This window comes from Amphritea sp., from assembly GCF_048266285.1.
Classification (GTDB): Bacteria; Pseudomonadota; Gammaproteobacteria; order Pseudomonadales; family Balneatricaceae; genus Amphritea.
The window spans coordinates 21,814-46,794 of record NZ_JBLWZV010000017.1; the positions used below are offsets into that span (position 1 = coordinate 21,814).

The window sequence follows — 24,981 nt, forward strand, 5'->3', positions numbered from 1 at the left end:
AGTCTCACCTGAAACGTTTACGATATTCACTTTGGAGGATGACTTCGCTTTCACCACTCTTGCCCGTATTACGACTTAGATGACGGAATAAACTCACCCCCGAGGTCTCGCCGTAGTTATACCCTTGAGTTTTGTCATCCGGTGTAAAGCCTGTCAGCTCAAGCGACACCTTCGGCTGCTCATGCACTGAGGTTAACGGCTCAGCATTAAATGCTGTTACCGCCTGCGCGCCAACTTCCCATTGACTGACCGACGTTAAATCTAATAGTTTATTTTTGAGTTCACTGCTACCGCGACTATCGATCACGAAGTTAGACAATCCCGCTTTGAGGTCACTGAATTGCACTAACTCTGGGGTTGAGCTTTGGCTGGCAAGCCATCGCTCAGAATAAGACAGCCCCGTTTCAGAAGCTTCAAAAGCGACGGTTTCGTCCTGCATATTGGCCGTCATGCGCGACTGCAGCACATTGCTTTTCAAAGATGTCGAAGCCATTAAGGCCATTACTAATAATAGAATCAACGCAACAATTAATGTCGCACCCCGCTGCCTCACCATCAACCGGTTTACTTTAACCATCATCAGAGCACCGCATTCCTAAGCATCGCTGTTGCTGTATAAACCTGATAAAGCCGCCGATCAGAGGTATCCACTCCATCAAAAGGAGCAATCAATACTTGAGCCTGATCTGTCACCCCGCTGCCAAAACTACTCACCAGCAAACTAAAACGCACGGTAATAACATCTTCCCAGTCCGCCGCTGACATATCCGCGAAGACTTTATAGCTATCCACTAAGTCGTCATTATTGCTATCGACCCCATACTCAAACGCCAACCCTGCAACGCCTTCAACTAACGGTTGATTCTTGCGATAAAGAGAAATGCGGCCAACGCCTGTATCACCCACATAGTAGGTCACGCCAGTTCCCTCTAACCCAGGCAGATAAATAATGTTACTTTTAATGCTGCTCTGGGTGATGACTAAATCCCCATATTCACCTTCAAAGTCTTTGACCGTCTTTGCGGTATTTTCAATCCCCACCACGGTCTCATCGGATGAAGAATCAACACCACTTTGACGTAGATCTCTCATGAGTATGTTCATGGCAAATCGCCCGTCCTCCTGCACTTCCGACATTGCATCCTGTAGCTGATAAGTACGTGAAGAAGCAACAAACGCTGCGAGCATAGCGGTGGTCAGTAACAAGCCGATAACCGATGAAATCATCAACTCGACTAACGTAAAACCTTGTTGCGATTGGCGAGAGGCTTGCTGGCGGATATTCATAATTCAACCTCATGCTGATAGCTCGATGTTTTAGCATCGTCACGACGACCATTCCAGTTCACTGTAATAGTAATAGTTTGGGCTGTTAGAGAGATCGTCGCATCTCCATCGGGAAGGTAAGCAGAGACTCGCCCTAACCAATCGAAGATATCGTTGTAAGCCAATTTTCGGCCGGCAGCTAAGCCGGCTGTGCTTTTGAAGTTATTGACAGTTTGGGAAAGTTTGAGGGCATAATCATCAGCCAAGGCCGCTTGACGGTTGAGACGAATTCGGTCGGCCATATCACTGGCCATCATAACCGCTTGTGTACGCAAATAAGCGCTTTGATTCTGCTGCACACCACGGGCTTGCATCACCATCATGCCAGACAAACCAATAGCAACTAGCACCAGTGTAACCAGCACTTCAATCAGAGTAACGCCACGTTCGGCAGAGGAGAAAAACGACTTACGAGGTTCGTACCGAAAAAAAATTCGGCCGAAAAAAGAATGATTTAACCCACGTCCTTGTCTGTTCACCACAACATCCATGCTGTAACTAATAAGTGACACTGTATCTAACTATGGCAATAAACACCAGTCAGACAATCGCCTTATGATGCGAATGCCTGACCTGAAGCATAGTTTAAGCTATTCAACTGTCAAAATCTTAACTTCAAATTTTAGATTTTTACCCGCAAGAGGGTGATTAAAATCGATAGTGACCATACGTTCATCAAACTCAGCAACCACACCGGGAAGCTCACTGTCAGAACCATCAGCAAACGAAACAACCAGCCCTGGCTCCAACACCATGTCGCCAAACTGCTTGCGCGGCAGACGCTGCATATTACTAGGGTTGGACATACCAAAGCCCTGTTCAGGCAGGATATCAATCACCGCCTCATCGCCGGCCTTCATGCCTAATAGTGCTTTTTCAAAGCCATCTAACAGCTGACCATCGCCCACCACAAAAGTGGCTGGTTTACTCTCAAAGTTGGAATCAACCACCTGCCCATCGGCCAGCTTAATAGCAAAATGCAGCGTAACCGTTGCATCAGGTGCGATTGTCTGTGGTGACATATGTTGTGACATAGCTCAGACCTTTATTTAGATTTATTGCCAATATCGGAAGACCATAACATATCGATAATCAGCATGCCCGCACCGATCGTTATCGCCGTATCTGCCAGATTAAAGGCGGGAAAGTAATAACCGTTATAGTGCAACGAGATAAAATCGACCACATATCCGTGCACCACCCGATCATACAGATTACCCAAAGCTCCGCCCAACACCAGCGAAAGACCTGCACCTAACCACCGTTGCTGCCGAGGTGTACGGCCTAGCCAGACCACCAAAACGGCACTCACCGCCAAGGCGATCAGCGCAAACAGCCAACGCTGCCAGCCCCCGGCTGACGCCAGAAAGCTGAACGCAGCCCCTGTATTATGCAACAAAGTTAGATCAAATACCGGCAACTGAGGATGCGCCACACCATAGGGTAACAGACGGCTGGCCTGATACTTGGTCAACAGATCCAGCACAATCACAGCGGCTGCCAACCACAACCAAGGCAACGCAGTACGAGGTGAACTCACGGCACTGACCTCAGGCGAAGCTACGCTGTTCACCGCTACCAACAACGTTTTCGACGCAACGATCACACAGTTCTTCATGCTCGGCGTGACGGCCAACATCTTCACGATGATGCCAGCAGCGACCACATTTCGCTTGTTCACTCTTAACCACAGCGACACTCAACCCTTCCAGCTCAGTAGCTACCGCATCAGCCGCTTCAGCCGCTGGACGTACCGCCGCTTTTGAGGTGATCAGGACGAAACGCAACTCATCCTCAAGTTTTTCCAACTGAGCCGCTAAAGTCGGTTCACAATAGAGTGTAACTTCCGCTTCGAGGCTGCTGCCGATATGGCCAGCATTACGCTGATTTTCCAGCTCTTTGTTGACTGCCGTTTTAACCGCCAACACTTGCTGCCAGTAATCACGTCCCAGTTCAGCGTTGTCATCCAGCTTAGTCAAACCGGTATATGAGGTGGTCAGCTGTACTGATTCAACCCGATCACCCGGCAGCTCTTTCCAGATTTCATCCGCTGTGAAGCTCAGAATCGGTGCAATCCAGCGCACCATGGCTTCAACAATATGATACAACGCAGTCTGACAAGAGCGTCGTGCAACGGAATCAGATTTCGCGGTGTACTGACGATCTTTAATAATATCCAGATAGAACCCGCCCAGATCCAAAGAGCAGAAATGGGAAATCTTCTGATAAACCTGCAACATCTGATATTGATCATAGTGGCCTGCCAGTTCATCCTGCAAACGAGCCGCACGATCGATCGCCCAGCGATCCAGCGCCACCATATCAGCAGGCGCGACCATATCCGTTGCCGGATTAAAGCCCTCAAGGTTCGCCAACAAGAAGCGTGCAGTGTTACGAATCCGACGATAGGCATCGGCGGTACGTTTCAGAATCTCATCAGAAACGGTCATCTCAGAACTAAAGTCCGTTGATGCTACCCAGAGGCGCAAGATATCCGCGCCATATTTGTTCATGACTTCCTGCGGAGAAACAACGTTACCCACCGATTTAGACATCTTCCGACCATCACCATCAACCGTAAAGCCATGAGTCAGAACCTGTTTATAAGGTGCACAACCTTTGATGGCGATACTGGTTTTCAGTGAAGACTGGAACCAGCCCCGGTGCTGATCCGAACCTTCCAGATACATATCAGCCGGGAACTGCAGGCCTTCAGTGCCGTCCAGTACCGAGTAGTGAGTCACACCGGAATCAAACCAAACATCCAAGGTATCCAGCACTTTTTCGTATTGGTCGGCGTCATCGCCCAACAATTCGCTCGCATCCAGATCAAACCAAGCATCAATACCGGTCTGTTCTACTTTGAGCGCGACTTCCTCGATCAAGCGAGGCGTTTCAGGGTGTAGCTCAGCCGTGGTTTTATGCACGAAGAGCGCAATTGGCACACCCCAAGTCCGTTGACGGGAAACACACCAGTCAGGGCTCTGCTCAACCATCGATTCAATACGGTTCTGGCCCCAACCTGGGAACCACTCAACTTCTTTAATGGCGGCTAAAGCGTCTTTCTTAAGCCCTTTCGCTTCCATACTGATAAACCATTGCGGTGTCGCACGGTAGATCAACGGCGTTTTAGTACGCCAGCAGTGGGGATAACTATGGCTAAATTTATTCTTAAGAATGAGGCGGTTATTGGCTTCCAGCGCCGCAACAATGGCATCTTCGACCTTGTAGACATGCTGTCCAGCAAACTCAGCGGCATTTTCAGTGAAAACGCCATCGGGGCCTACCAAATTTAGCGTACCGATACCGTAAGCGCGACCAACATTGAAATCTTCTACGCCGTGATCAGGCGCAGTATGTACAGCCCCCGTACCCGCATCAATAGTGACATGATCACCCAAAATAACCGGCACTTGCTTATCGTAAAACGGATGTTGCAGTGCCTGATGCTCCAACGCTTCACCTTTACAGTGACCAACAATGCGGTACTCTTCAACGCCATAACGCTGCATGGCATCTTCAACCAAAGCCTCGGCAATAAGCAAACGCTCACTACCGACCTGCACCAAGACATAGTCCAGCTCAGCATTCAGCGATACCGCTTGGTTAGCCGGCAGCGTCCAAGGAGTAGTTGTCCAGATAACAACGGTGGCTTCACCTTCTCCAGAAAGATCACTAAAGCAACTAAGGAAAGCCGCTTGATCAACCGGGGCAAAACGCACATCAATAGCCAGTGAAGTTTTATCCTGATATTCCACTTCGGCTTCCGCCAAAGCAGAACTACCCACAACACTCCAATAAACTGGCTTATAACCCTTCACTAGATGGCCGTTCTCAGCGATACGTCCCAGCGCCCGAATAATATTCGCTTCGGTGCCGAAGTTCATGGTCAAGTAGGGGTTTTCCCAGTCGCCCAACACACCCAAGCGGATAAAGTCTTTCTTCTGGCCTTCGACCTGACGGGTTGCGTATTCGCGGCATTTCTTACGGAAATCACTGTAAGAAACTTTAACGCCCGCTTTGCCGATCTTCTTCTCAACATTGTGCTCAATCGGCAGACCATGGCAGTCCCAACCCGGCACATAGGGTGCATCAAAGCCCGCCATGGTGCGGGACTTAACAATAATGTCTTTCAGAATTTTATTGACCGCATGACCGATATGAATATCGCCGTTCGCGTAGGGAGGGCCATCATGCAAAATAAATTTAGGCCGACCGGCACTGACTTCACGAATCTTTTGGTAAAGATCCATTTTCTGCCACTGTTTCAGCATCTGCGGCTCTTTCTGAGCCAGATTGCCGCGCATCGGGAACTTAGTATTCGGTAAGTTCAGGGTCGGTTTATAATCGGTCATTGTCGTATCGCTTCTGAATCGTCTAGTTTGGCCTTACTTACAAGGCACCTGTCAGAAAGTAGTTCCTGACCTGTTGAATATCGTTATTTATCTGTTGTTTCAGCGCATCCAGCCCATCAAATTTCTGTTCTGGACGAATAAACGTTTTAAATTCTACTGTCAGTAGTTGACCATAAAGATCACCCGCCCAATCAAACAGGTGGGCTTCCAGCACCGGTTGTTTACCATTGACCGTCGGACGCATGCCAATATTAGCAACCCCCTGGGCTGACAGGTTTTTCCCGGTCACTGTGACTGCATAAACACCTTTGAGCGGTGAGTGGAACCGATGCATACGTACATTAGCCGTTGGAACACCGATGGTACGCCCCAATTCTTGGCCGTGCATAACACGCCCTGTTACACGGTAAGGACGGCCTAGCAGCCCACAAGCCAAGGCCAGATCATTATTCTGCAAAGCGTTGCGGATACGGGTACTGCTGACCCGCTCGCCATCCACATCAAATGTCTCGGTATTCACGACACTGAAACCATAGCGTTCACCGCTCTGGCGTAGCATGTTGTAATCGCCACTACGATCACAACCAAAACGAAAATCATCACCTACCACAAAGTGCCGTACCGCCAAGCCTTTGAGTAGCAGTTCATCAACAAACTGATCCGCACTCATGGTGCGCAAGCGCTCGTTAAAGGTTAAACACAGCACCCGGTCGACGCCCTGAGCTTGTAACAGCCGGACTTTCTCATCGAAGCGAGTTAACCGTGGTGGCGCTTGATTACCGGCAAAAAACTCCCGTGGCTGTGGTTCAAAAATGATCACCACCGCCGGCAGGCCCAACTCTTTGCCTTTACGCAGCACCTGTGCCAACACCTGTTGATGACCCAGATGCACGCCATCAAAGTTGCCGATCGTTGCGACACAGCCTTTATGCTTGTCACGCAGATTATGCAAACCCCGAATTAGCTCCATGTCACCCCAATCTCATTGGCAAATAAAATAAGCGCGAAATTATACCCCAGTTAGAGCAATATTCGCTATCGGTCAACCGCGATATAGGGCGATTAATGGCGTAAATGCCGCAATCGCATCCCCGTAGCCACTAATACCAGCAGATAAATGACCGAGCCACCGCCAACAAGAATCGCCATCTGCGTTACCCGCTGCCATAGATCAAACCCTAACCAATGCGCCTGAGACCCCACCAGAAACAGCAAAAAACCAATCATCGCTGCATTTGCCAGCCCCATCCGCATCAACCAGCGAAGCCAGCCCGACTGCCAAGTGAAAACGCCTTCTTTTAGCAAACCACGCAATAATAAGCCCGCATTCAGAAAGGCCGACAGCGTCGTCGCTAATGCTAACCCAACATGATCCAACGGCCAGATTAGTATCAGATTTAACACCATATTGATGACCATCGCATAAATGCCGATTTTAACCGGCGTCTTAGTATCCTGACGAGAATAATAACCCGGCGCGAGCACCTTGATCAGCATAAAGGCCAGCAAACCGCAGGCGTAGGCACGCAAGCTCATAGCCGCCATGGTGACATCACGATCCGTCATCTCACCATAATGGAATAAGGTTGCCAGCAAAGGCTCCGCCAGCACCAGCAACGCCATAGCGGCAGGCAAGCCGATCAGCAACACCATCCGCATCGCCCAATCAAGAGTACGGGAGAAGTTTTCGGTACTTTTCTCCGCGTGCTTGCGAGATAAACTCGGCAGGATTACCGTGGCAATCGCAATACCAAACACACCCAACGGCAACTCAGCTAAACGATCCGAATAGTAGAGCCAAGAAACACTGCCAGTCTGTAAAAAAGACGCCAACAAAGTATCCAGTAACAGGTTGATTTGGCTCACCGACACACCAAACAAAGCCGGAATCATTAATTTAAGGATGCGTTTAACACCCTCATCCTGAAACCCCAAGACAGGCTTAGGCAACAACTGCAACCGCCACAGAAACGGAACCTGAAACAGCAGCTGCACCGATCCAGCAATCAAAACACCGAACGCTAACGCCATCACCGGCTGTTCAAACAGTGGCTGCATCCACATCGCCGCACCAATCAAGGAGAGATTGAGCAACACAGGGGTAAAGGCGGGCACCGCAAAGCGCTCATAACTATTCAGAATACTGCCCGCTAGCGCCGTTAATGAGATCAGCAGCAAATAGGGGAAGGTATACCGCAGCATCTCCACGGCAAGTTCGTAGCGCAGCGGATCATTGAGATAAAAACCTGGCGCAAAGATAGCAGCCAACACCGGCGCCCCTAAAACACCCATAGCCGTGACGAGCAACAACACCAACCCAAGACTACCCGCCACTCGATCAACAAGCTGCTTAACCGCCGCCAGATCCTTCAGGCTGCGATATTCTGACAACACCGGCACAAACGCCTGAGAAAAAGCCCCCTCAGCGAACAGGCGGCGTAAAAAATTGGGAATTTTAAAGGCGACAAAAAAGGCATCAGCACTACTACCCGCGCCGAAATAGTTCGCGACCACCACATCACGGGCCAACCCCAACACCCGCGATAACATCGTCATCATCCCGACCAACGCACTCGAGCGCAGTAAGCTACGCGCTTTAGGCGCTTTACCCGGAGGGGTATTATCGGACTGCGGACAACCCGGTTCAGGGTTCTCGGGAGGCGTTTCTGTTCTGCTCAATGCTCTGCTTTCCTGCCAGCCAAAATGGAATGAGGCCGATAATACCGATTAAGCCGTCAAAATGCTTGCGCAAACAAAACGACAAGACAACAAATCCACCGACTTAGCTCACTTTATTGCGACTTACCTGTTGACACTCAGGCCACAAACATGAATAATCTCGCGTCTTAATTTTAGATGTCCGATCGTTTAGTAATAGACCTACGGGCATCTCAATATCGATTATTTTACATCGATTAACTTTTACACTATTTAGAGGAGTCGGATTGTGGCAAATTCCGCAGGATCCCGTAAACGCGCTCGCCAAGCTGAGACGCGCCGTCAAAATAACGCGAGCCTGCGTTCCATGGTTCGCACTTACGTTAAACGAGTTGTAGCCGCTATTGAAGCAGGCGATCACGCTGCTGCAACTGCTGCATTCGTTACCGCTCAGCCATTGATGGACAGCGCAGTAACTAAAGGCATTTTCAACAAGAACCAGGTTGCACGTAAGAAAAGTCGCCTGAATGCCTCTATCAAGAAATTGGCTGCTTAATCTCTCTGAGACATAAGCATTAAAAAAACCGGCCTTGGCCGGTTTTTTTTTGCTGCAAAATATCAACAAACCAAATTCAAACCAACACCAAGTTATCCCGGTGCACCAACTCCTGCTCACCAACAAACCCTAGCACCGTTTCTATATGCGAGCTCGGATGACCAATAATCTTCTGCGCATCCTCGACACCATAGTTCACCAGTCCACGCGCTACTGCTCGCCCCTGCTCATCAGCAATCACGACCATTTCGCCACGCGAGAAAGATCCGCTCACCGCTTTAACACCTGCCGGCAAAAGACTCTTACCACGCTCAACCAAAGCGGCCACCGCACCTGCATCGAGAGTCAAGGTGCCACGCGCCTGAAGATGCCCAGCAATCCATTGCTTACGCGCCGCCATGGGCGACTGCTCAGGCTTCAGCACCGTACCCAACACCTCAGCATCCCGCAGACGCAGCAAAACATTATCTTCCCGACCACTCGCAATCACCGTCACTGCACCCGACCGCGCCGCCAACTTCGCTGCACGTACCTTGGTTGCCATGCCGCCCTGCCCCAGACGCCCACCACCGCCAGCCATCGCTTCCAGTGAGCGATCACCGGCCATCGCCTCAGAAATCAAAGTAGCATCAGGATTGGAACGCGGATCAGCAGTGTACAGACCATTCTGATCGGTCAACAGAATCAAGGCATCCGCCTCAACCAAATTAGCCACCAGCGCACCAAGGGTATCATTATCACCAAAGCGGATCTCTTTGGTAACCACGGTATCATTCTCATTCACCACCGGCACCACACCCACCGACAACAAAGTCTTCAGGGTCGCCTGAGCATTGAGATAACGCTTACGATTCGAGTGATCCTCATGGGTCAGCAGAATTTGCGCCGTTAAGGCATTATGGCGGCGAAAGTTGGTTTCATAAGCCTGCACCAACCCCATCTGCCCAACCGCCGCAGCCGCCTGAAGCTTATACACTTCATAAGGCCGCTCTTTCCAACCGAGGCGCACAATTCCTTCAGCGATTGAGCCCGAGGACACCAGCACAACTTCAAGGCCATCCCGGCGCAATTGAGCTAACTGATCGACCCAACGACCAATAGCCGCCAAATCCAACCCCTCACCATCATTTGTCAGTAACGCACTGCCAATTTTAACAACCCATCGACGAGATGTTTTCAGTTTATTACGCGCTGAGCTCACGGCTAACTACTCTCTTGAAAGACACAACTAAAAGGCCATTTCCTTTCCCGACGCTAAGCGCGACCGGACAGCCCGAGACAAACCCTAATTTTTTACATATTCCACTTCAACGTCATAATCATCATCGTCGAAGTCTTCAAAATCGTCATCGCCTTGGCGCTTCGCACGTACTTCTTCACGCATCTGCTCAATCCGCTCACGACCTTCACGATCAATCGCTCGACGTATCTGCAGCTCAGCATCGACCAACTCAGGCTGCTCGGCCATCTGCTCAGCCAATTGATCGAGAAACACCTGAATATCCTGCACCAACTGCTGCGTGCCCATCTTATTGATGGCAGAAATACGGTACACAGGACCATCCCAGCCCAGCGCATCAACAACCGACTGACAACGCTCTTCCTGCTCATCTTCCGGCACCATATCGAGCTTATTCAGCACCAACCAACGCGGCTGAGCCGCTAAGGTCGGACTAAATTTATCTAGCTCACGAACGATCACACAGGCCGAATCCGCCGGCGTTACACCATCCCAAGGCGCCATATCTACAAGATGCAGCAATATACGGTTACGCGCCAAGTGCTTCAGGAAGCGAATCCCGAGCCCAGCGCCCTCAGCCGCACCCTCAATGATGCCGGGTATATCAGCAATCACAAAGCTCTTATGCTGCTCGATACTAACAACACCTAGGTTTGGCACCAGCGTGGTAAACGGATAATCCGCCACCTTTGGCGTAGCGGCAGAAACTGACCGAATAAAGGTCGATTTACCCGCATTGGGCAAGCCCAGCAAACCAACATCCGCTAGCACTTTCAGCTCAAGCTTAACGTTACGCGTTTCACCCAAACTACCATTAGTCGTCTGCCGAGGCGCACGGTTCACACTACTCTTGAAGCGCGTATTACCCAGACCATGGAAACCACCCTGAGCAATTTTCTCAACCTGGCCTACCTGAGTCATATCCGCCAAAACTTCGTCGGTATCAATATCAACCACAGTAGTACCGACTGGCACCTTCATGATCAAATCTTCGCCTTTAGCCCCTGTACAGTTACGGCTCTGACCGCCTTTACCATTTTCAGCCTTATAGCGCGGCTGAAACCGATAATCGATCAGCGTATTCAGCGATTCATCCGCTTCTACATATACCGAACCGCCATCACCGCCATCACCGCCATCAGGACCACCTTTCGCGATATATTTTTCCCGGCGAAAGCTCAAGGTACCATTGCCGCCCTTACCCGCCTCGATCGTAATCGTCGCTTCATCTACAAATTTCATACTACACCTCCAGTTATACTGGCATTCTGTGCACATTACCGGCAACAAACCGGCTGTTGATAAGACCCGCCCCGCAGACCCTTTCAACAACAAGCTTAATTAGCCATTAAAAACAAAAAAAGCCCCGCAACCGCGGAGCTTTTTTAAGCATAAAAGCCGTATTAAGCGGTTTCTATAGTAATATACTTACGCTTTTGCGGGCCTTTAACAACAAACTTAACAACGCCGTCTGCAGTCGCAAACAGAGTATGGTCTTTACCCATACCTACGTTAACACCAGCATGGAACTTAGTTCCGCGCTGACGAACAAGAATGTTACCAGCCGTCACTACCTGACCACCGAAACGCTTAACACCTAAGCGTTTCGACTCGGAGTCACGACCGTTACGAGTACTACCTGCCGCCTTCTTATGAGCCATTTGTCACTCTCCTATCGAATAGTCTTAGGCACTAATGCCAGTAATTTTAACTTCAGTGAAGTGTTGACGGTGACCCATCTGCTTCATGTGATGCTTACGACGCTTGAATTTCATGATATGAACTTTCTTAGCGCGACCGTGGCTTACAACTTCAGCTGTAACCTTAGCACCTTCAACAACTGGCGCACCGATTTTAACATCATCGCCATCTGCAACCAGTAAAACGCGGTCAAATTCAACATTAGAACCCGCTTCTACAGCCAGTTTTTCCAGTTTCAGCGTATGGCCTTCCTGAACTCGGTACTGTTTACCGCCGCTCACAATTACTGCGTACATTTTAATCTCCAGTTTAAAACCCACCCTGCTACTAAATAACACGCCTACTTCTAATGGTTGAACCATATGGTAGGGAGCGAATTTGGATGGGTTAGGGCGCGAGATTATATAGAAATATCAGATCTGACTCAAGCAGAAATATAGATAATAACCCGACTTTCTTGACACTCGCATACTCACCCCCTAGCATGCGCCAATACCAATTTAAGAGCCTAGTATCAGTTCCTATGCTGCCACATCAGTTAAACCCAGCTATTGAGCCGCAATTTGAAGCGGTAAACGACTATATTATCAATCACTTACACTCAGGTGTACCACTGGTTGAAAAAATCGGACATTACATTGTCGAAAGTGGCGGTAAGCGGATAAGGCCCCTGCTGGTACTCCTTGCTGCCAATGCTGCCGGTTATAAAGGCGAGCATCACGTGCCACTCGCCGCCCTGATCGAATTTATCCACACGGCTACTCTGCTGCATGATGATGTTGTAGATAACTCAGAACTGCGCCGCGGCAATGATACTGCTAACGCTAAATGGGGCAATGCACCTAGTGTGCTAGTAGGCGACTTCCTTTACTCCCGCTCATTTCAGATCATGGTTGAGATCAGCAAGCTGGAAATTATGGCGGTGATATCCAATGCCACCACCATCATCGCTGAAGGCGAAGTCATGCAGCTGCTCAATGCACGCAACCCTGACACCACCGAAGATGCCTATATGCAGGTAATTTTGGGTAAAACCGCCATGCTGTTTGAAGCCGCGACCGAAGCCGGTGCAATTTTGGCTGACGCCAGCAAAGAGGAGCAAGAAGCTTTGCGACTCTATGGCCGCCATATCGGCATCGCCTTTCAGATCATCGACGACGTCATGGATTATCTCAGCAGCGCCGAAGAGATGGGTAAGAATGTCGGCGACGACTTGGCTGAAGGTAAAGCTACCCTGCCGCTGATCCATGCTATGCAGCACGGTACCGATGAGCAGCGCAACTTAATCCGTCAAGCCATTCGTAAAGGCGGCTTAGAAGACCTACAACCGATCATGGATATCGTTCATGCCACCGGCTCGATCGATTATTCCCGCAATACCGCCTACGCCGAAGCAGACAAGGCGATCAAAGCCCTCGACGCTCTGCCAGACAGCTCATTCAAACAAACCATGATTCAACTGGCTGATCTCGCCGTTAAGCGCAATAGCTAACATCGGCCATTCGACACTTTGAACATCGCCAAGAAACCGCCACTCGGCGGTTTTTTTTGATACGCAAACACACCCGCTCGCGTCATTTAATGACTACCGCTGCGCTGATCGCGCAAGATATAAACGGTTTCGGCTCGGCCAGCATCCCGACCATCCAACGCTTCTGTGTGTAACTTGTCTATTATGAATCGCTCTCCATAAAGGTCGTTAACCTCCGCTTCAGTCACAGAGAACGGAGGGCCCTCCGCGCCGTTAAACTCAAGCGTTATCAACAGCATCGCCACACCGACAGGTAAACACTCACTCAGCATTTGCGCATAACGTCGACGCATCGGCTCGGGAAAAGCGATCAGGGCGGCACGGTCATACACCCAAGCAACTGTTTCGAATTCTGCGGCGGGAAGCGCAAAGAAATCACCACACAGGGTGCGCAGCCCTTCTACTTCTCGTCCAATAAAATCACCCTGATATAAAGGCGTCGCTATAACGGCCCTATTTAGTTGCTCACACCAAAATGCCTCACAAGCACGCTCATTTAGCTCGACGCCGGTCACTTCATGACCCTGTTCGCGCAGCCAGACCATATCCAGGCTCTTGCCGCATAAGGGTACCAAAACCCGCCCTTCACCCCGGGTTTGCAACGCAGGCCAAGCTTGTTGCAGCCACTCATTCACCTCTGACTGGTGAAAACCTATACGGCCAGTTTCCCAGCGCTCATGCCAAAATTCACTGTGCATCTTGCGATAAACCCCCTTAAAAACGACCAAATCTATCCGAATTTACCGTTTTTAATGATACAGGCCGTGATCCCCGACCACTAACCCGGTATAATCCCCCCGATATTTTGGCTAAAAAAAAGTGGATATACAGCTCAAATGACAAAACCTTCCTCATTTAATCGAGAAGAACTCCTTCAGTGCGGTAACGGCATCATGTTTGGTGAGGGTAATGCCCGCCTGCCTATCGGCAACATGCTGATGATGGACCGCATCACTATGATCACCGGCGAAGGTGGTAAATATGGCAAAGGCTATATCGAAGCAGAGCTGGATATCCATCCTGATCTTTGGTTTTTCGACTGCCATTTTCCAACCGATCCAGTTATGCCGGGTTGCTTAGGGCTTGACGCGATGTGGCAGATCGTTGGCTTTTTCCTTGGCTGGCGTGGCAATAAAGGGCGCGGGCGCGCACTGGGATGCGGTGAAGTAAAATTTACCGGCCAGATCCTGCCAACAGCTAAAAAAGTGACTTATCGTATCGACCTGTCACGGGTGATCGAACGCAAATTGGTTATGGGTATCGCTGATGGTAGCGTATCCGTCGACGGACGCGAAATTTACACCGCAAAAGATCTGCGCGTGGGCCTGTTCGTATCTACCGATAGCTTCTAAATTAAGCTAAGCCGTCATAGCAGGCTGCCAGCCTGCTGTAGATCTATACTTACAACGTTTACTGAATAAAAGAGGCATCCTATGAGACGTGTAGTTGTTACCGGAATGGGTATCGTATCTTGCCTAGGTACTGATAAAGAAGCCGTCTTGGACTCACTGAAAGAAGGCCGTTCCGGCATTAAGTTTCAGGAAGAGTACAAAGAGCTTGGATTCCGCAGCCAGGTAGCTGGCAGCATTGATCTGGATTACACCGACCTGATCGACCGCAAACTGGTTCGTTTCATGGGTGATGCTGCCGCGTATGCTTACCTATCAATGGATCAGGCGATTAAAGACGCCAACCTCAGTGACGAGATGGTATCGAATGTGCGTACCGGTCTGATCGCTGGTTCCGGTGGTGCATCCTCTGCCGATATCGTCGAAGCCGCCGATATCCTTCGCAGCAAGGGCGTGCGCCGCGTGGGTCCATACCGCGTAACCCGCACCATGGGTTCAACCGTATCAGCTTGCCTGGCAACCCCTTTTAAAATTAAAGGCGTTAACTATTCCATTACCTCTGCCTGCGCTACCAGCGCCCACTGTATCGGCAACGCAATGGAACAGATCCAGCTAAACAAACAAGACATCGTCTTTGCCGGTGGTGGTGAAGAGCTGCACTGGTCACTCAGTATGATGTTTGATGCGATGGGTGCTTTGTCTAGCAAGTACAATGAAACACCCGAAAAAGCATCTCGCGCATACGATGCCAACCGCGATGGTTTCGTTATCGCTGGCGGTGGCGGCATGCTCGTTCTAGAAGAGCTGGAACACGCTAAAGCCCGTGGCGCTAAGATTTACGGCGAACTGGTCGGTTATGGCGCAACCTCTGACGGTTACGATATGGTTGCCCCTTCTGGCGAAGGCGCTATGCGCTGCATGAAGCAAGCAATGGATACCGTTGATGGCAACATTGATTACATCAACTCCCATGGTACATCGACACCGGCTGGTGACATCCAAGAACTGAAGGCGATGAAAGAAACCTTCGGCACAGAGATGCCTCCGGTTAGCTCCACTAAGTCACTGACAGGTCACTCTCTCGGCGCTACCGGCGTTCAAGAAGCGATCTATAGCTTGCTGATGATGGAAAACAACTTTATCTGTGCATCAGCCAATATTGATGACTTAGACCCGGCGGCTGAAGGCCTACCGGTCGTCACTGAACGCAAAGACAATGTTGATTTGCAGCGCGTGATGTCAAATAGCTTTGGCTTCGGTGGTACTAACTCAACGCTGGTATTCCAGAAGTTTACCGGCTAATCGATCGTTCAAACGGCGAATTCAAAGCCTAAAAAACCCGCCTATTGGCGGGTTTTTTATTGTTTACTTAACACGACTTATTCATCGACTACCTGCAGGTCACGCATCTGCGCTTCTAGCCAACCGATCGACTCAGTGTGAATTTCATCGATACTCCGCTCGACAGACTCGACAGGAGTGCCGATTCGCACAGTCACGGTACCCGGATATTTGACGTAGCTTTTACCCGGCCAAAATAATCCCGCATCATGCGCTAACGGCACCACCGGCACCTGAGCACTGGCGGCCAACATCGCCCCCCCTTTATTAAACTTACCCAACTTGCCTGTTTCAACCCGGGTGCCCTGAGGAAAGATCACCACATTAACGCCCTCTTCCAAACGCGCCTTACCCTGAGTCAACAGCTGCTTTAACGCACCACGACGCTTGCTTCGATCCAACGCGATCGGTTTTAACATCGCTAATGCCCAGCCAAAAAATGGGATTTTTAATAGCTCTTGCTTTAACACTGCACTCTGGGGACGAATCAGTGTTTGCAAGAATAGCGTTTCCCATTCGCTGGAATGGTTGGCCACCACCACATAGGCTCGATCCTGGGGTAAATTTTCGCGCCCCTCGATACGATATTTCACGCCACAGCAGAGATACAACCAAGCCATGCTGAAATAATTCATCAACGTAAAGAGCTTAAACCGAGGACGGAAGGGCAACGCCCAGCCCACCAGCAAGCAAAACGCGGCAAACACTAAGGTCACCGGATAAAAACCGATATAAAACAGCGTTGCCCGCAGATATAAAAACAGAGTAGGTTGTCTGGTCATCGCCTGATCACTATCCTTTTTTCGGCATGAGAGTCTATATTACAGAGGATTTTAAGAGGTCACTTTCCAATGGCCCGATTTACCGCCTTTCTTTTCTAACAGCTTGATCTCAGAGATCACCATCCCTTTATCAACCGCCTTACACATATCATAAATCGTCAGGGCAGCGACCGAGGCCGCGGTCAACGCTTCCATCTCTATACCGGTCTGGCCCGCCAGCTTGCAGGTCGCCAAAATCAAGATAGCATCCACCTCCGGCTGAGGTGTTAACTCAACAGAGACTTTACTCAACATCAACGGGTGACACAACGGAATAAGGTCGGCACACCGTTTAGCGGCCTGAATACCGGCAATCCTGGCGACCGTCAGCACATCACCTTTTTTATGCTCACCGGCAGTAATCATCCGCAGCGTCTCTGGCTGCATTTTCACCAGCGCCTGTGCAGTTGCTTCCCGGCTAGTCACCGCCTTATCGGACACATCCACCATATTGGCATTGCCATGCTCATCCAGATGCGTCAAACGGCTCATACCGCCTCCTGATATTTACGCTTATTCAACACCGGGTTTGCGTACATCTGCCGCAGGATTTCCGCTGCAGATTCAGGCAGACCATCAAATCGGGCAGCAAATTGCGCTTTTTGTTCCTCACCAATGGCAACGGATTCAACCCCTGCTGCCAGTAAGTTGGAAGGGTGTAGATAGTAGCTTTCGATAATCTGTCGGTCGATCTCAGCGGCCAGCTCATCTGGCGTATCCAGCCCATCAATCACTTCGCCAAACGCCACATGCACATGACCCTTATCACCGTTAATACCCGCAACAATGCTCTCAATATCTTCAAACTGTGATTTTTGATATTCACCACCCTGCTGCTTAGAGTCCAGCTCTAGCGCTTTGGCACTATCACAGGGGTCATATTCATAGGAGATAGAGACCGGTACAATTTTCGCCCGCTCAACAAACTCCGCAAAGCTACGCTGCTTACGATGGGCCATATAGAACATTTTTAAAATAGCAGGATCAGTAAAATCATTACCATCTTTGGCCCGACCTTCCCGTTGAGCGATCCAGATGCTGGCTTCATCTTGGACGAGGGAGTGATCAATATAGGCGGACAACTGCCCTAAGGCGGTAAGCACTTCACGCCCCTTCGCGGAACGATTCACAATAAAGCTTTTATTTAACCGCATCAGATCAGACACGTAGGGCTTACGTAACAGGTTGTCACCAATAGCAATCCGCAGGGTATCAAAGCCGTTTTGATACAAAGCCCAATTAATAAATGCCGGGTCCATCGCTATATCACGGTGATTAGAAACAAACAGATATGCTTCGTCGGTATCTAACGCCTCAATGCCGCTACATGAAAGACGCGTTGTAGTGCGCCCAATCATCTTGGTCATATAGCTGGCGATCAGCGTTTGAAAATCTTGAATGGTTTCGATTTCACCGGTTTTTTGCGCTAAGAAAATACGTATCGCTGGCTTCAATAACCAACCAAACAGCGATGCCATCTGCGGAAACTGATAACGGGTTAAAACCGAGATAAGTTCATCATCATGTATCAGCCGGTTCAGGACATCACTTACTTCACTATCGTGATAGGGTCGAATGTTCTGAAATGGATCATTGATAGGGCTGGCTGACATTCTGCCTCCTGGGCATTGCTAATATTAAGGCCGGTATTTTACAGGGAGACAGGAATAATTTCAGCGCACATTAACCATTCTTTAACTTAAAGCCGCGACTAGGCTCAATACCCCCCCCATCAGCCGCCAGTCATATTCATAAAGCGGACAATTTGTGGCCCATCGTCATCAAGGTCGAAATGGTGCTGTTCGGGTTTTAGATCCATCGCCAGAATCAGCTGCTGCTTCAAACGCTCGATATCACCGGGATATTCCCTCAGCACCTGACGCAGATCCATCGAGTGTTCGTTACCTAGGCATAGCAATAAACGCCCCTCTACCGTCATCCGCACCCGATTACATTCACTGCAAAAGTTATGACTGTGGGGCGAAATAAAGCCGATCCGGCTATCGCTGTCGGCCATACGGTAATAACGTGAAGGTCCGCCGGTTTTTTCGCTACTGTCGATCAGTGGATATTGTGGTTTGATCAAGGCAAGTAATTCATCACTGGAACAATAGGCCTCTGCCCGGTCATGCTCAGTAATCGCCCCGAGCGGCATCTCTTCAATAAAGGTAATATCAACGCCTTTATCCCGCGCAAACTGAATCAGATCCAGCACTTCATCATCGTTACGGCCCTTCAACACCACCGCATTCAACTTAATCCGCTTAAAACCCGCAGCAACCGCCGCATCGATACCGGCCAATACCTGGTGCAAACGACCGGTACGGGTCAGGCGTTTAAACTTATCGGCTTGCAAACTATCGAGACTAATATTCAGACGATCAACGCCTAAACGTTTGAGGTCAGCCGCCATGCCAGCCAACTGAGACCCATTCGTTGTTATCAGCAGTTCAGCCGGTAGCTGCCCAAGCTGCTCGACTAATGTTAGGATGCCTCGACGCACCAACGGCTCACCACCGGTCAGGCGGATCTTGTTCACACCGAGTTCAACAAATGCCTGCGCCACCAGATATAACTCTTCCAGTGATAAAACCTCACTACGAGGCAGAAACTCCATCTCTTCCGCCATACAGTAAACACAGCGAAAATCGCAACGGTCAGTAACGGAGAGGCGAATATACTCAACCCGACGGCCAAAACGGTCGACTAGTTGACTGCTGCTGTTTTTATTCGTTGTTGTCGTCATCTTCGGGCTAGTATCTCGAGGTCTTTTCGGCAAAAATATACCCGACCATTTATATCGGTTATACCGTCTATTCTAAACGAGTCCCAAACGAATGTATTTAGCACTGAAACATACCCATATCACCTTTGCCGCTTTGAGCATTCTGCTTTTTTGTCTGCGTGGCATGTGGATGCTGTCTTGCCCTGAGAAGCTACAACGTCGCTGGGTTAAGATCGTCCCTCATATCATCGACACACTATTGCTGCTAAGCGCTATCGCGCTCACAGTGACTATCAACCAATATCCATTTACCCATGACTGGTTGACGGCTAAGTTGATTGCATTGATTGGTTATATTGTCTTGGGCACTATCGCCCTGAAGAGAGGAAAAACCAGAAGCATTAGGCTCTTAGCCTTTGTCATGGCGTTAGGTTGTGTGGCTTATATTGTCTGGGTCGCGCTGCATCATACCGCCTTCCCTGCTTGATTCAGCAGATGATTAAGTAGGAAGAGGCAGCACTGACCGGAAGGCGGCAATCGCCTTCCTTAAGCTGAAAGATCGTTAATCTCTTCATTTTGGTATTGTTCGCGAATCATCGCTACCAATTGGCTACGCCAAGGACGTTGCCGAATACCAAAGTGATTCAGTAACTTAGTACACACCAGCACCGAAGAGGCAGGACGCTCAGCATCACTGCCTAAATCAGATGAGCTAATCGGGATCAGCTTCTCCACCTTTAGCTTTTCATATTGCCCAGCCGCCGCTAAAACCGCTTCTGTAAAGCCATAGCGAGTGGTCACTTCAGCACAACAATAGTGATAAGTGCCCCAGTTTTCGGCGCCATTATGAAGCTGCTTAAGAATCGCCACAATCACCCGCGCAATATCACTGGCCGATGTTGGACAGCCACGCCGATCATCGGCGGCAGAGATCTCTTCCTGTTGTCGTGCCTGCAGTAGCGCCCGGCGCATAAAGTTGTCACCGATAGTACTGAACACCCAACTCACCCGCAAAATCACATGCTGTGGCAAAGCCGCTCGTAAAACCTCTTCACCCTGCCACTTACTCTCACCATACAAACCCAGTGGGCGAGCCTGATCGTCTTCGGTATAGCCGCTTGCATAGTGTCCATCAAAGACATAGTCGGATGACAGATGGATTAGGGGGATAGATAGGTCACCACAGATCAGCGCTAAATTTTCGACGGCATCTCTATTCAGTGCAAAACAACGGTCGGCAGAGGCTTCTGCCCGGTCAACCGCATTAAAGCCGGTGGTGTTAATGACATAATCAGGCTGATGCTCATCCAGCTGCATTTGCACCTGCTCACGACAACTGATATCCAGTTTTGCATCGGTAAAGGCAACCACAGTGAAAAATGGATCATCCTGTGTTGCCTGATTTAAAAAATGGCCAATTTGGCCATCCAGCCCGGTAATCAATATTTTCGCCGGAGTGGTCAGAAAATCCTGTGTCATTAAACTCTTGGCTCCAACTCAACTGTAAAGTAGCAAAGAAAAGATATCATAACTGCGTATCCACCGTGCAAAAAAGATCACCGCAATGCTGACATGTTAACCCATTGTAAAGCGTCATAAAGTCACCCGCGGTAATTTTTTTAACGTGCTACCCATAAATAGCCCGTTGATGCCCCCTTTAAATCCCGATCAACCTCAATAATAAAGCTCAGCGACCATAAAATAGCGCCACAGCACCTGACGGCGATTTGTTTTACGCTATAATTCGCCCTCAATATGCTTTTTGAGACCCCTTCATGCCGTTAGATATTAACTCCCATACGGGTGAGAAACCCGCTGGACGTATTCGTCAGCGTAATGAACAGCGCATTCTAGCGGCAGCAGAGCAGGAATTTGCCACCTGCGGGTTCAAAGGGGCCAGTATTCGAGAGATCGCCATTCGGGCTAATTTACCCAAGGCGAACATTCACTATTATTTCAAAAACAAACTAGGCCTCTATTTCGCCGTACTCAGCGATATTATTGACTTATGGGATAGCACCCTCAGTAATCTAAAGCCAGAAGATGATGCCAGCGAGAGTCTGACTCATTACCTACGCCGCAAAATTGAATTCTCCCGTGACCATCCACTCGCCTCGCGTATTTTTGCCAGTGAGATCATTAGTGGCGGGCCGAATTTAAACGACTATTTTAGCGAAGGCTATGAAACCTGGTTTCGCTCCCGTACCGCGGTCTTCGAACAGTGGCAACAACAGGAGAAGCTGGACGCCAATATCACCCCGAGCCATCTTATCTTTTTACTCTGGTCGAGCACTCAGCACTATGCTGATTTCGCGCTACAAATTTCATCGGCATTAGGTAAACCGGAACTGGATGACGATGACTATGAACAGGCGATCAATACCCTCACCCACATTATTCTCAAAGGCTGCGGCATTACCCCGGCGCGATAACATCGATCTGATTGATAGCACTACCGAGAATGAAAAACTGACGCGCCATAACCGTGCAGTCTCGTTTCAGCAGCGATCGAGTTTAGTGCAATACCCAAAGCTATGGTGGTTGGCACGAATCCATGAGTATCAACTACAGGGCTGTTAAGCCACAATAAACGCATAGAAACAGATAATTAATAGAAACCTGACCACCTGGCCAGCTTTTTGCATTTCTTTCAGAGATAGGCGAGACTCGACTGTCAGGTTTAAGTATAGTTTTCTTTTAGCTCCATTTAGAGGCGAGGTAGCCAGCGTGAAGCAGAACCCATCACCTCCGCGACTGACTTTACGCGGCATCAGCAAACAATATCCGGGATGCTTGGCCAACGATGACATCCATTTGGATATCGCGCCGGCCGAAATCCATGCTCTACTCGGCGAAAACGGCGCCGGGAAAAGCACCCTAATGAAGGTTATTTATGGGCTCGTTAAGCCCGATCATGGCGAACTCCTCTGGGATGGCCTGCCCATTGAAGTCAAAGACCCCGCCCATGCTCGCAAACTCGGTATTGGCATGGTGTTTCAGCACTTCTCTCTATTCGAAACCTTAACCGTCACCGAGAACATCGCTCTCGCCCTCGGTGATGATGCCGGTGAACTTGGCCCCCTCGCCGAGAAGATCCGCAGCGTGTCAGAAAAATATGGTATGGCGATCAATCCTGACCGGGAGATCCATACCCTTTCCGTTGGCGAACGTCAGCGGGTTGAGATCGTCCGCTGTCTAGTGCAAAACATTAAACTGCTGATTCTTGATGAACCCACCTCGGTTCTGACCCCCCAAGAGGTCGATACACTCTTTATTACCCTGCGACAACTGGCCCATGAGGGCTGCTCAATCCTCTTTATTAGCCATAAACTCAACGAGGTCAAAGCGCTCTGCCATAAAGCTACGGTGTTACGCGCAGGTAAGGTTTCCGGCGAATGCATACCTGCCGAGGAAGATACCACCAGCATGGCTAAATTGATGGTAGGCGATGACACGCCGATCAGCACCACTTATCCAAAAAAACTGGGCAGCACGCCATTACTGACAATCAGAGATCTTAATCTGACCAGCGATGATCCATTTGGCGTGCAGCTAAAACAGATCAACCTGACCGTTAATGCTGGCGAAATCGTCGGTATCGCCGGTGTTGCCGGCAATGGCCAAGAGGAGTTACTGGCCAGCCTAAGCGGCGAGCAACGCTGTCAGAACGACACTATTCACTTTGCCGATACGCCTGTCGGTAAGCTATCGCCGGATCAACGCCGTCAATGGGGGCTAGCCTTCGTTCCAGAAGAGCGTCTCGGCCGAGGAGCCGTACCGGAAATGAGCTTGACAGAAAACGCGCTGCTCACCGGCTTTCTCTCGGGGCTGGTCAGTAAAGGCATGGTCGCATGGCACAAAGCAGAAGCCTTTGCCGATGAGATTATCGCCCAATACAAAGTTAAAACCCCGGGACGACATGCACAGGCAGACAGTTTATCTGGCGGTAACTTACAGAAGTTTATTATTGGCCGCGAGATCATGCAGAACCCGCGCATTTTGATCGCCGCACACCCGACGTGGGGCGTCGATATTGGTGCGGCCACCGCGATCCATAAAGCACTGATTAAGCTGCGGGATCAGGGTGCAGCTATTTTGGTGGTCTCCGAAGATATCGATGAGTTATTCCTCATTTCTGACCGTATCGGCGCCATCTGCGATGGTGCGTTGTCACCGATCAAACCGACACCTGAATCATCTATACAGGAACTGGGACGCATGATGGCCGGTGACTTTAATTCCCCTACCTGTGAACAGGGAGCAACTCCATGATCAAACTGGAACCACGCGGCGAACGCTCCCGCGCAATGGCCTATCTGTCGCCGGTATTGGCGGCGTTATTGACCATGCTGACCGGCCTGATTCTATTTACCTTACTCGGCGTCGACCCGGTTGAGGCATTGATCACTATTCTCTATGTGCCGATCTCAGACACCCACGGCCTGGCTGAACTTTGCGTCAAAACCGCCCCCATTTTACTCTGTGCCATCGGCCTGTCCGTGGCGTTTAAGGCGAAAATCTGGAATATCGGTGCCGAAGGGCAGCTATTGATGGGCGGGCTTTTCGGCAGTTACATCGCCTTGCAGTTTATTGAGGTGGAAGCATTCTGGGTGCTCCCCGCCGTACTAATCGCCGGTGTGTGCGGCGGTATTGTGTGGTCGGGCATTGCCGCCGTATTGAAGGTTCGCTTCAATACCAATGAAATTCTCACCACCATCATGATGAACTACATCGCCCTAAACATTCTACTGTGGGCGGTTCACGGGCCGCTGAAAGACCCTGATGGCTATAACTTCCCCGAATCGGCGCTGTTTGGCGATTCTGCACTGCTACCTATTTTGGTTGAAGACACCCGGGTGCATTTTGGTATGGCATTAGCTTTACTGGCCGTGGTGGCCGTCTGGGTATTAATGAGTCGTAGCTTCTATGGTTTCCAAATTAAAGTCATGGGCATGGATGCCGGTGCCGCCCGTCTGTCCGGCTTCAAAGAGAAGCGACTCACCTACTTTGCGCTGTTACTCAGTGGCGGATTAGCGGGTTTGGCTGGCGTAGGTGAAGTCACCGGCCCTATTGGCCAACTGATTCCACAGATCTCTCCCGGTTACGGCTATGCCGCCATCATTGTGGCTTTTCTCGGCCGTCTTCACCCGGTAGGCATTTTACTGGCGAGCCTGTTGATGGCACTACTCTATATGGGCGGTGAGATGGCGCAGATTAGCCTAGGCTTACCGCTGGCACTCACGGGGCTGTTTCAGGGGATGCTACTGTTCTATCTACTGGCCTGCGATGTGCTGATCTCTTTCCGCATTCGTCTCAAACCCAAAAAGCTCAAACCGTCTCCCCCCTTGCCACCACTAGCGTCTGAGACCCAAGGATAA

At 50.0% G+C, this 24,981-nt stretch carries 26 protein-coding genes; 8 read left to right on the forward strand and 18 right to left on the reverse strand.

Features of this window, described 5'->3' with window-relative positions:
- Positions 1 to 4 precede the first annotated feature (4 nt).
- The 8 genes from ACN0T0_RS15585 to murJ form a co-directional block, all read right to left on the reverse strand.
- Positions 5 to 580, reverse strand: coding sequence for a pilus assembly PilX family protein (locus ACN0T0_RS15585; RefSeq protein WP_417227679.1), 576 nt, complete (start codon positions 578 to 580; stop codon positions 5 to 7).
- Positions 580 to 1,287: a PilW family protein gene (locus ACN0T0_RS15590; RefSeq protein ID WP_417227680.1), complete on the reverse strand. Its 708-nt coding sequence runs from the start codon at positions 1,285 to 1,287 to the stop codon at positions 580 to 582. Before ACN0T0_RS15590 ends, ACN0T0_RS15585 begins: the two co-directional genes overlap by 1 nt.
- Positions 1,284 to 1,805 carry a type IV pilus modification protein PilV gene (pilV, locus tag ACN0T0_RS15595; RefSeq protein ID WP_417227681.1) on the reverse strand — a complete coding sequence of 174 codons (522 nt, stop codon included), beginning with the start codon at positions 1,803 to 1,805 and terminating at the stop codon, positions 1,284 to 1,286. The genes ACN0T0_RS15590 and pilV overlap by 4 nt, the downstream gene beginning before the upstream one ends.
- 111 nt (positions 1,806 to 1,916) lie before the next feature.
- Complete coding sequence (locus ACN0T0_RS15600; protein ID WP_417227682.1) at positions 1,917 to 2,360, reverse strand: FKBP-type peptidyl-prolyl cis-trans isomerase; 444 nt, start codon at positions 2,358 to 2,360, stop codon at positions 1,917 to 1,919.
- An 11-nt stretch (positions 2,361 to 2,371) separates the two neighbouring features.
- Complete coding sequence (lspA, locus tag ACN0T0_RS15605) at positions 2,372 to 2,866, reverse strand: signal peptidase II (protein ID WP_417227683.1); 495 nt, start codon at positions 2,864 to 2,866, stop codon at positions 2,372 to 2,374.
- A gap of 10 nt (positions 2,867 to 2,876) precedes the next feature.
- On the reverse strand, positions 2,877 to 5,681 hold the full coding sequence (gene ileS / locus ACN0T0_RS15610; protein WP_417227684.1) for an isoleucine--tRNA ligase: 2,805 nt from the start codon (positions 5,679 to 5,681) through the stop codon (positions 2,877 to 2,879).
- Positions 5,682 to 5,718: 37 nt separating this feature from the next.
- Positions 5,719 to 6,651 (reverse strand): bifunctional riboflavin kinase/FAD synthetase, encoded by a 933-nt coding sequence (gene ribF, locus ACN0T0_RS15615; protein WP_417227685.1) that lies wholly within the window; start codon positions 6,649 to 6,651, stop codon positions 5,719 to 5,721.
- Between the two features lie 92 nt (positions 6,652 to 6,743).
- On the reverse strand, positions 6,744 to 8,240 hold the full coding sequence (gene murJ, locus ACN0T0_RS15620; protein WP_417227726.1) for a murein biosynthesis integral membrane protein MurJ: 1,497 nt from the start codon (positions 8,238 to 8,240) through the stop codon (positions 6,744 to 6,746).
- 388 nt (positions 8,241 to 8,628) lie between these two features.
- Here murJ and rpsT point away from each other — a divergent pair, with 388 nt between their 5' ends.
- The gene (gene rpsT, locus ACN0T0_RS15625; protein ID WP_417227686.1) at positions 8,629 to 8,895 is read left to right on the forward strand and encodes a 30S ribosomal protein S20; all 267 of its coding nucleotides are present in this window, start codon (positions 8,629 to 8,631) and stop codon (positions 8,893 to 8,895) included.
- A 76-nt stretch (positions 8,896 to 8,971) separates the two neighbouring features.
- Here rpsT and proB read toward each other — a convergent pair whose 3' ends face one another.
- The 4 genes from proB to rplU form a co-directional block, all read right to left on the reverse strand.
- A complete protein-coding gene (gene proB / locus ACN0T0_RS15630) occupies positions 8,972 to 10,096 on the reverse strand; it encodes a glutamate 5-kinase (RefSeq protein WP_417227687.1) in 1,125 nt (374 codons plus the stop codon).
- Positions 10,097 to 10,180: 84 nt separating this feature from the next.
- Positions 10,181 to 11,377: an Obg family GTPase CgtA gene (cgtA, locus tag ACN0T0_RS15635; protein ID WP_417227688.1), complete on the reverse strand. Its 1,197-nt coding sequence runs from the start codon at positions 11,375 to 11,377 to the stop codon at positions 10,181 to 10,183.
- A 161-nt stretch (positions 11,378 to 11,538) separates the two neighbouring features.
- Positions 11,539 to 11,796: a 50S ribosomal protein L27 gene (gene rpmA, locus ACN0T0_RS15640; protein WP_126159393.1), complete on the reverse strand. Its 258-nt coding sequence runs from the start codon at positions 11,794 to 11,796 to the stop codon at positions 11,539 to 11,541.
- A gap of 24 nt (positions 11,797 to 11,820) precedes the next feature.
- Positions 11,821 to 12,132 (reverse strand): 50S ribosomal protein L21, encoded by a 312-nt coding sequence (rplU, locus tag ACN0T0_RS15645; RefSeq protein ID WP_126159392.1) that lies wholly within the window; start codon positions 12,130 to 12,132, stop codon positions 11,821 to 11,823.
- A gap of 227 nt (positions 12,133 to 12,359) precedes the next feature.
- Here rplU and ispB point away from each other — a divergent pair, with 227 nt between their 5' ends.
- On the forward strand, positions 12,360 to 13,328 hold the full coding sequence (ispB, locus tag ACN0T0_RS15650; RefSeq protein WP_417227689.1) for an octaprenyl diphosphate synthase: 969 nt from the start codon (positions 12,360 to 12,362) through the stop codon (positions 13,326 to 13,328).
- A gap of 86 nt (positions 13,329 to 13,414) precedes the next feature.
- On the opposite strand, the gene ACN0T0_RS15655 is transcribed toward ispB, so the two are convergent.
- Positions 13,415 to 14,065 carry a thiopurine S-methyltransferase gene (locus ACN0T0_RS15655; protein ID WP_417227690.1) on the reverse strand — a complete coding sequence of 217 codons (651 nt, stop codon included), beginning with the start codon at positions 14,063 to 14,065 and terminating at the stop codon, positions 13,415 to 13,417.
- A 138-nt stretch (positions 14,066 to 14,203) separates the two neighbouring features.
- Here ACN0T0_RS15655 and fabA point away from each other — a divergent pair, with 138 nt between their 5' ends.
- Entirely contained in the window at positions 14,204 to 14,719 is a 516-nt protein-coding gene (gene fabA, locus ACN0T0_RS15660) for a bifunctional 3-hydroxydecanoyl-ACP dehydratase/trans-2-decenoyl-ACP isomerase (RefSeq protein WP_417227691.1), read from the forward strand.
- 81 nt (positions 14,720 to 14,800) lie between these two features.
- Positions 14,801 to 16,018, forward strand: a complete 1,218-nt coding sequence (fabB, locus tag ACN0T0_RS15665; protein WP_417227692.1) for a beta-ketoacyl-ACP synthase I — start codon at positions 14,801 to 14,803, stop codon at positions 16,016 to 16,018.
- Between the two features lie 77 nt (positions 16,019 to 16,095).
- Here the strand turns inward: fabB and ACN0T0_RS15670 are convergent, their stop codons facing one another.
- The 4 genes from ACN0T0_RS15670 to moaA form a co-directional block, all read right to left on the reverse strand.
- Positions 16,096 to 16,839 (reverse strand): lysophospholipid acyltransferase family protein, encoded by a 744-nt coding sequence (locus ACN0T0_RS15670; protein WP_417227693.1) that lies wholly within the window; start codon positions 16,837 to 16,839, stop codon positions 16,096 to 16,098.
- 51 nt (positions 16,840 to 16,890) lie between these two features.
- The gene (gene moaC, locus ACN0T0_RS15675; protein ID WP_417227694.1) at positions 16,891 to 17,370 is read right to left on the reverse strand and encodes a cyclic pyranopterin monophosphate synthase MoaC; all 480 of its coding nucleotides are present in this window, start codon (positions 17,368 to 17,370) and stop codon (positions 16,891 to 16,893) included.
- Positions 17,367 to 18,491, reverse strand: coding sequence for a 1-acyl-sn-glycerol-3-phosphate acyltransferase (locus tag ACN0T0_RS15680; RefSeq protein ID WP_417227695.1), 1,125 nt, complete (start codon positions 18,489 to 18,491; stop codon positions 17,367 to 17,369). The genes moaC and ACN0T0_RS15680 overlap by 4 nt, the downstream gene beginning before the upstream one ends.
- A 119-nt stretch (positions 18,492 to 18,610) precedes the next feature.
- The gene (gene moaA, locus ACN0T0_RS15685) at positions 18,611 to 19,624 is read right to left on the reverse strand and encodes a GTP 3',8-cyclase MoaA (protein WP_417227696.1); all 1,014 of its coding nucleotides are present in this window, start codon (positions 19,622 to 19,624) and stop codon (positions 18,611 to 18,613) included.
- Between the two features lie 91 nt (positions 19,625 to 19,715).
- On the opposite strand from moaA, the gene ACN0T0_RS15690 reads away from it, so the two are divergent.
- A complete protein-coding gene (locus ACN0T0_RS15690; protein ID WP_417227697.1) occupies positions 19,716 to 20,090 on the forward strand; it encodes a SirB2 family protein in 375 nt (124 codons plus the stop codon).
- A 59-nt stretch (positions 20,091 to 20,149) separates the two neighbouring features.
- On the opposite strand, the gene rfbD is transcribed toward ACN0T0_RS15690, so the two are convergent.
- On the reverse strand, positions 20,150 to 21,082 hold the full coding sequence (gene rfbD / locus ACN0T0_RS15695) for a dTDP-4-dehydrorhamnose reductase (RefSeq protein WP_417227698.1): 933 nt from the start codon (positions 21,080 to 21,082) through the stop codon (positions 20,150 to 20,152).
- 296 nt (positions 21,083 to 21,378) lie between these two features.
- On the opposite strand from rfbD, the gene ACN0T0_RS15700 reads away from it, so the two are divergent.
- The 3 genes from ACN0T0_RS15700 to ACN0T0_RS15710 all read left to right on the forward strand — a co-directional run bounded on the left by ACN0T0_RS15700 (position 21,379) and on the right by ACN0T0_RS15710 (position 24,981).
- Positions 21,379 to 22,035 (forward strand): TetR/AcrR family transcriptional regulator, encoded by a 657-nt coding sequence (locus tag ACN0T0_RS15700; protein ID WP_417227699.1) that lies wholly within the window; start codon positions 21,379 to 21,381, stop codon positions 22,033 to 22,035.
- Positions 22,036 to 22,330: 295 nt separating this feature from the next.
- The gene (locus ACN0T0_RS15705; protein WP_417227700.1) at positions 22,331 to 23,875 is read left to right on the forward strand and encodes an ABC transporter ATP-binding protein; all 1,545 of its coding nucleotides are present in this window, start codon (positions 22,331 to 22,333) and stop codon (positions 23,873 to 23,875) included.
- The gene (locus tag ACN0T0_RS15710; RefSeq protein ID WP_417227701.1) at positions 23,872 to 24,981 is read left to right on the forward strand and encodes an ABC transporter permease; all 1,110 of its coding nucleotides are present in this window, start codon (positions 23,872 to 23,874) and stop codon (positions 24,979 to 24,981) included. Before ACN0T0_RS15705 ends, ACN0T0_RS15710 begins: the two co-directional genes overlap by 4 nt.

Excerpts from the sequence above, each read along its gene's own strand:
- ACN0T0_RS15585 (WP_417227679.1), bottom strand. The coding sequence starts at position 580 with ATGATGGTTAAAGTAAACCGGTTGATGGTGAGGCAGCGGGGTGCGACA.
- ACN0T0_RS15590 (WP_417227680.1), bottom strand. The coding sequence starts at position 1,287 with ATGAATATCCGCCAGCAAGCCTCTCGCCAATCGCAACAAGGTTTTACG.
- ACN0T0_RS15600 (WP_417227682.1), bottom strand. The coding sequence starts at position 2,360 with ATGTCACAACATATGTCACCACAGACAATCGCACCTGATGCAACGGTT.
- ileS (WP_417227684.1), bottom strand. The coding sequence starts at position 5,681 with ATGACCGATTATAAACCGACCCTGAACTTACCGAATACTAAGTTCCCG.
- ribF (WP_417227685.1), bottom strand. The coding sequence starts at position 6,651 with ATGGAGCTAATTCGGGGTTTGCATAATCTGCGTGACAAGCATAAAGGC.
- murJ (WP_417227726.1), bottom strand. The coding sequence starts at position 8,240 with ATGATGACGATGTTATCGCGGGTGTTGGGGTTGGCCCGTGATGTGGTG.
- cgtA (WP_417227688.1), bottom strand. The coding sequence starts at position 11,377 with ATGAAATTTGTAGATGAAGCGACGATTACGATCGAGGCGGGTAAGGGC.
- rpmA (WP_126159393.1), bottom strand. The coding sequence starts at position 11,796 with ATGGCTCATAAGAAGGCGGCAGGTAGTACTCGTAACGGTCGTGACTCC.
- rplU (WP_126159392.1), bottom strand. The coding sequence starts at position 12,132 with ATGTACGCAGTAATTGTGAGCGGCGGTAAACAGTACCGAGTTCAGGAA.
- ispB (WP_417227689.1), top strand. The coding sequence starts at position 12,360 with ATGCTGCCACATCAGTTAAACCCAGCTATTGAGCCGCAATTTGAAGCG.
- ACN0T0_RS15655 (WP_417227690.1), bottom strand. The coding sequence starts at position 14,065 with ATGCACAGTGAATTTTGGCATGAGCGCTGGGAAACTGGCCGTATAGGT.
- fabA (WP_417227691.1), top strand. The coding sequence starts at position 14,204 with ATGACAAAACCTTCCTCATTTAATCGAGAAGAACTCCTTCAGTGCGGT.
- fabB (WP_417227692.1), top strand. The coding sequence starts at position 14,801 with ATGAGACGTGTAGTTGTTACCGGAATGGGTATCGTATCTTGCCTAGGT.
- ACN0T0_RS15670 (WP_417227693.1), bottom strand. The coding sequence starts at position 16,839 with ATGACCAGACAACCTACTCTGTTTTTATATCTGCGGGCAACGCTGTTT.
- moaC (WP_417227694.1), bottom strand. The coding sequence starts at position 17,370 with ATGAGCCGTTTGACGCATCTGGATGAGCATGGCAATGCCAATATGGTG.
- ACN0T0_RS15680 (WP_417227695.1), bottom strand. The coding sequence starts at position 18,491 with ATGTCAGCCAGCCCTATCAATGATCCATTTCAGAACATTCGACCCTAT.
- moaA (WP_417227696.1), bottom strand. The coding sequence starts at position 19,624 with ATGACGACAACAACGAATAAAAACAGCAGCAGTCAACTAGTCGACCGT.
- ACN0T0_RS15690 (WP_417227697.1), top strand. The coding sequence starts at position 19,716 with ATGTATTTAGCACTGAAACATACCCATATCACCTTTGCCGCTTTGAGC.
- rfbD (WP_417227698.1), bottom strand. The coding sequence starts at position 21,082 with ATGACACAGGATTTTCTGACCACTCCGGCGAAAATATTGATTACCGGG.
- ACN0T0_RS15700 (WP_417227699.1), top strand. The coding sequence starts at position 21,379 with ATGCCGTTAGATATTAACTCCCATACGGGTGAGAAACCCGCTGGACGT.
- ACN0T0_RS15710 (WP_417227701.1), top strand. The coding sequence starts at position 23,872 with ATGATCAAACTGGAACCACGCGGCGAACGCTCCCGCGCAATGGCCTAT.